The following is a 4,966-nucleotide window of genomic DNA, read 5'->3' on the forward strand; positions in this document are numbered from 1 at the left end:
GGCGCCGCCGGTGGCGGCTCCGGTACGGGCGGGACCGATGAGGACTGGTCGGGTGCCTGGTGCTGGCTCGATGACTGGGGCGGGCGGAGCGTCCTCGGCCTCGCGTCCGAGCTGAGGGTCGCCGAGCGCGGCCGCGAGCGCGAGTTTCTAGCGGAGCTGCGCGACGCCGGAGTCGTCTCCGAGAGGATCGCTACCGGCGGGCGCTCCGGCGACGGCGTCTCCACGGGCGCCACCCCGACCGACGGCGTGTTCGCCGAAGAGGGCGCCCCGCAAGGCTGGGTCGTCGCCCTCGGCTACGAGTTCGGCCAGGCGCTGCTGGGAATCGATGCCGCACCCGACGATGCCGAGCCCGCCATCGCCCTGCGCCTCGACACCGCTCTGGTCCTCGACCATGTGCGCGGGGTCGCCGAGCTGCGGGGGCCGGACGAGGCCGCACTCGACGCGTGGGTAGCCCGATTCGAACGGCAGGCCGGCGAATCTGCTCGTGACGACTCCGCTCCTGCCGGATCCGTGCCCAGCCGGGCAGTTTCGGCGGAGATCGCAGTTCGGGCTGATGGAAACGGCGTTATCGATCAGCCCGAACTGCAGTCTCAGCCCGAACTGCGGACCCGGCCCGACGGCGGAGGCGCGCTGCGCGGCGGGGGAGCACGCGGCCCCTGGCGCAAGACCCCGGCGGCGTACGAGGCCGAGGTCGAGGCCTGCCGCGCGGCGATCCGCGACGGCGAGGCCTACGTGCTCTGCCTCACGGACACCGCCGAGGTCTCGGCGCCCAACGTCGATCCGTTGACCCTCTACCTGGAACTGCGCGAGGGCGCACGCGGTCGTCCGGCGCGAGGCGGCGTGATCGTCGCGGGAGGACGCGCGCTGGTGAGCGCGAGCCCCGAACGGTTCCTGAGCATCGACGGGCGAAGAATCGCGACGCATCCGATCAAGGGCACCCGCCCCCGCGGCGCGACGCCGGAGGAGGATGCGCGGTTGGCTCAGGAGCTCCGCACCGACCCCAAGGAGCGCGCCGAGAACCTGATGATCGTCGACCTCATGCGCAACGACCTGAGCCGGGTCTGCGCGCCGGGAACGGTGGCGACGAGCGGGTTCCTGCGGGTGGAGACGCACCCGCATGTGCACCAGCTGGTCAGCACGGTCGAGGGTGAGCTGCTGCCGAGCGCGGACGCCATCGATGCGATCGAGGCGTGCTTCCCCGGCGGATCCATGACGGGCGCACCGAAGCGACGTGCCGTCGAGATCCTCCGCGATCTCGAGAGAGGCCCGCGCGGCCTCTACTCCGGCTGCTTCGGATGGCTGGGTGTCGAGGCAGGGCGGATCACGGAGGCCGAGCTCGCCATGACGATCCGCAGCGTAGAGTTCCGCGGCATCGGTACGCTCGCGGCGACCGCGCGAGTCGGTGCCGGTGGCGGCATCACGATCGATTCCGAGCCGGGGCGCGAGGAGGCGGAGAAGCGCCTCAAGGCCGCACCGCTGCTGCTGAGGCTGCGCGACAGGCGCTAGTCCGTTCTGCGACAGCGGCTTCAGCGCGGCTCGGTTGCTTCTTCCGCCTCCACGAGTCGTGTCAGTGCTTCGGTCACCGTACCCCAGCCTTCGAAGAATCCGAGCTCGGCGTGTCGGGCGCTGTCCTCGGCGGAGGCGTGCTGCACGACGACGCGATAGTCGGTGCCTTCGGGGTGGTCGGCGAGCTCGATGTGAGCTGTCATCGAGACCGGAAAGGCGCGCGCCGGGCGCAGCGCGCTGGTGATGCCGTTGGTGAAGACCAGGCGCCGGTCCTTCTCCGCGACGAGGAAGATGCCGTCGACGTGCGGCGTGAAGGTCTCCCCGTCCTCGCTCATCTGGGTGACGAACGCGCCACCGGGGCGCACGTCGAGCCGGTCGACCCGAGTGACGAGCGGTGCGGGGATCCACCACTGTGAGAGGCGCGCGGAGTCGGTCCATGCGCGCCAGACGGCACTGCGCGGTGCGCGGATCACGCGCTGAAGCGCGAGGTCGAGTTTCGGGTCGGCCGTGGGGTTGCTCATGATCGCTCCTGATCTGCGGTGGTCTCTGCGATGGTCGGATCGTCGATTTCCGCTTCGACGAAGAACTGCAGCCGATCGACATGCTTCTCCCAGCTGCGTCTCTGCGCAGTGAGCCAGCCCTCCACGGCTTCGAGGCGATCCCGGTTCAGCTCGCAGCTGCGGACGCGACCCGACTTGCGCGTGCGGATCAGGCCGCTCGTCTCGAGCACCCCGACATGCTTCATGAACGAGGGGAGGGCCATCGGGAACTCGCGCGCGAGCTCGCTGACGCTGCCCGGGCCGCGACCGAGGCGCTGCACGACTGCGCGCCGGGTCGGATCGGCAAGCGCGGAGAAGACGAGGTCGATCTCTCGCAAATACTTATCCATAAGGCTAAGTATTGTGCACGAGAGCGATCCGCGCAAGCGGGATCCGGGCGGACCGCACCGAGCCGTGGCCACCGCACGCTGCGGTATTCTTGAGCGATGTGCGCGCGCCCGCAGGAGCGGGGGCGATTCTTTGATGTTTCGAGGTGCGAGTGACCGAGCAGGCTGCCGACAGCTACGACTTCCAGGCGATCCAGGATCGCTGGCTCCCCGTGTGGGAGGAGTTGAAGCCCTTCGAGGTGCCGAACGCGGGCAGCGACAAGCCGAAGAAGTACGTGCTCGACATGTTCCCGTACCCCTCGGGCGATCTGCACATGGGCCATGCCGAGGCGTTCTGCTTCGGCGACGTCCTCGCCCGCTACTGGCGGGGCCGCGGCTACGACGTGCTGCACCCGATCGGCTGGGACTCCTTCGGCCTCCCCGCCGAGAACGCTGCCATCAAGCGCGGCGTCGACCCGCGCGAGTGGACCTACGCGAACATCGCGCAGCAGAAGGCGTCGTTCCGCATCTATGCGCCGTCGTTCGACTGGAGCCGCGTGCTGCATACGAGCGACCCCGAGTACTACAAGTGGAACCAGTGGCTGTTCCTGAAGATGTACGAGAAGGGCCTCGCCTACCGCAAGGCGAGCTGGGTGAACTGGGATCCGGTGGATCAGACGGTGCTCGCCAACGAGCAGGTGCTCGCCGACGGCACCTCCGAGCGCTCGGGCGCAGTGGTCGTCAAGAAGAAGCTGACCCAGTGGTACTTCCGCATCACCGATTACGCGGATCGCCTGCTCGACGACCTCGACGCGCTCGAGGGCCACTGGCCGGCCAAGGTGCTGAACATGCAGCGCAACTGGATCGGCCGCTCGACGGGCGCCGAGGTCGAGTTCGAGATCGAGGGGCGCGAGGCGAAGGTGCCGGTGTTCACCACCCGCCCAGACACGCTCTACGGCGCGACGTTCATGGTCGTCGCACCGGATAGCGACCTCGCCGCCGAGCTGGCCGTCAGCGCCTCGCCCGAGGCGCGCATGCAGTTCCAGGAATATCTCACCGAGACGCAGCGGCAGAGCGAGATCGATCGGCAGAACGCCGATCGCCCGAAGACCGGCGTGTTCCTCGATCACTTCGCGATCAACCCGGTGAACGGCGAGCGCATTCCCGTCTGGGCATCCGATTACGTGCTCGCCGATTACGGCCACGGCGCGATCATGGCCGTGCCCGCGCACGACCAGCGCGACCTCGACTTCGCGCGGGAGTTCGAACTGCCCGTGCGCGTCGTGGTCGACGTGCGCGACGAGACGGGGGAGTCGCTGCCCGATCCGCTCGAGAGCGGTGTCGCGACCGCCGGAGACGGCGTGCTGGTGAACTCCGGTCCGCTCGACGGTCTGCGCAAGGCCGAGGCGATCGCGCGCGCCATCGAGGTGCTCGAGGAGCGCGGTACCGGCCGCGCGGCGAAGACCTACCGGCTGCGCGACTGGTTGATCTCCCGCCAGCGCTACTGGGGCACTCCGATCCCCATCCTGCACGGAGCCGAAGAGGGCAATGCTGGCGAGATGCGCGCGGTCGGGGCGAGCGAGCTGCCGGTGCGCCTGCCGGCCTCGGAGGGCCTGGATCTCAAGCCGAAGGGGTCCTCGCCTCTGGGCGCGGCGACCGAGTGGGCGAGCGTGACCGACGCGGCAGGCACGGCCTGGACCCGCGATCCCGACACGATGGACACCTTCGTCGACAGTTCCTGGTACTACCTGCGCTTCCTGTCGTCGCAGGACGACACGCAGGCCTTCGACCCGACCGCCGTGAACGCCTGGGGCCCGATCGATCAGTACGCGGGAGGCGTGGAGCACGCGATCCTGCATCTGCTCTACTCGCGCTTCATCACGAAGGTGCTGCACGATCTCGGCTACCTCGACTTCGAGGAGCCCTTCAGCGCGCTGCTGAATCAGGGCATGGTGCTTCAGGACGGCGCGAAGATGTCGAAGTCCAAGGGCAACCTCGTCGAGTTCGCCTCGGAACTCGGCGAGCACGGCGCGGACGCGCTGCGGGTCACTCTGGCCTTCGCCGGGCCGCCCGAGGACGACATCGACTGGGCCGACGTGTCGGTGCAGGGCTCGGCGAAGTTCCTGGCCCGTGCGTGGCGCGTGGCGGGCGACGTCGCTTCGGAGGCCGGGGTCGACTTCGCCGGCGGCGACGCGACGCTCCGCAAGCACACGCATCAGCTGCTGGCCGATGCGCCCGGGCTGATCGAGCACTACAAGTTCAACGTGGTCGTCGCTCGTCTGATGGATCAGGTGAACGTGACCCGCAAAGCGATCGATGCCGGCGCGGGCGCCGCTGACCCGGCAGTGCGGGAGTCGGCCGAGGCGATCGCCGTGATCCTCTCCCTCTTCGCGCCCTACACCGCCGAGGACATGTGGGCGAAGCTCGGGCACCGGCCGACCGTCGCGCTCGAGGAATGGCCCGCCGCGGATCCCGCGCTGCTCGTCGAGGACGAGGTCACGATGGTGGTGCAGGTGAACGGCAAGGTGCGCGACCGGCTCACGCTGCCGGCATCGGTCACCGAGGCCGAGGCCGAGGCCGCCGCGCGCGCCTCCG

The 4,966-nt window shown here is 69.4% G+C and carries 4 protein-coding genes; 2 read left to right on the plus strand and 2 right to left on the minus strand.

Going from position 1 to position 4,966, the window contains the following annotated elements; all coding sequences use genetic code 11:
* Nucleotides 1-1,506: anthranilate synthase component I family protein (locus ACFPZL_RS09980; RefSeq protein ID WP_382335275.1), on the plus strand; the 1,506-nt coding region annotated here is incomplete at its 5' end.
* Between the two features lie 20 nt (nt 1,507-1,526).
* On the opposite strand, the gene ACFPZL_RS09985 is transcribed toward ACFPZL_RS09980, so the two are convergent.
* Together ACFPZL_RS09985 and ACFPZL_RS09990 are read right to left on the minus strand one after the other, a co-directional pair.
* Entirely contained in the window at nt 1,527-2,027 is a 501-nt protein-coding gene (locus ACFPZL_RS09985) for an SRPBCC domain-containing protein (RefSeq protein ID WP_218114805.1), read from the minus strand.
* Nucleotides 2,024-2,395, minus strand: coding sequence for an ArsR/SmtB family transcription factor (locus ACFPZL_RS09990; protein WP_218114804.1), 372 nt, complete (start codon nt 2,393-2,395; stop codon nt 2,024-2,026). Before ACFPZL_RS09990 ends, ACFPZL_RS09985 begins: the two co-directional genes overlap by 4 nt.
* 143 nt (nt 2,396-2,538) lie before the next feature.
* On the opposite strand from ACFPZL_RS09990, the gene leuS reads away from it, so the two are divergent.
* A partial coding sequence (gene leuS / locus ACFPZL_RS09995) for a leucine--tRNA ligase (protein ID WP_382335277.1) occupies nt 2,539-4,966 on the plus strand: 2,428 nt, incomplete at its 3' end.

The organism is Leucobacter soli, from assembly GCF_042659205.1.
Taxonomy (GTDB): Bacteria; Actinomycetota; Actinomycetes; order Actinomycetales; family Microbacteriaceae; genus Leucobacter; species Leucobacter soli.

Coding starts and splice junctions, on each gene's coding strand:
- ACFPZL_RS09990 (WP_218114804.1), bottom strand. CDS start 2,395: ATGGATAAGTATTTGCGAGAGATCGACCTCGTCTTCTCCGCGCTTGCC.
- ACFPZL_RS09985 (WP_218114805.1), bottom strand. CDS start 2,027: ATGAGCAACCCCACGGCCGACCCGAAACTCGACCTCGCGCTTCAGCGC.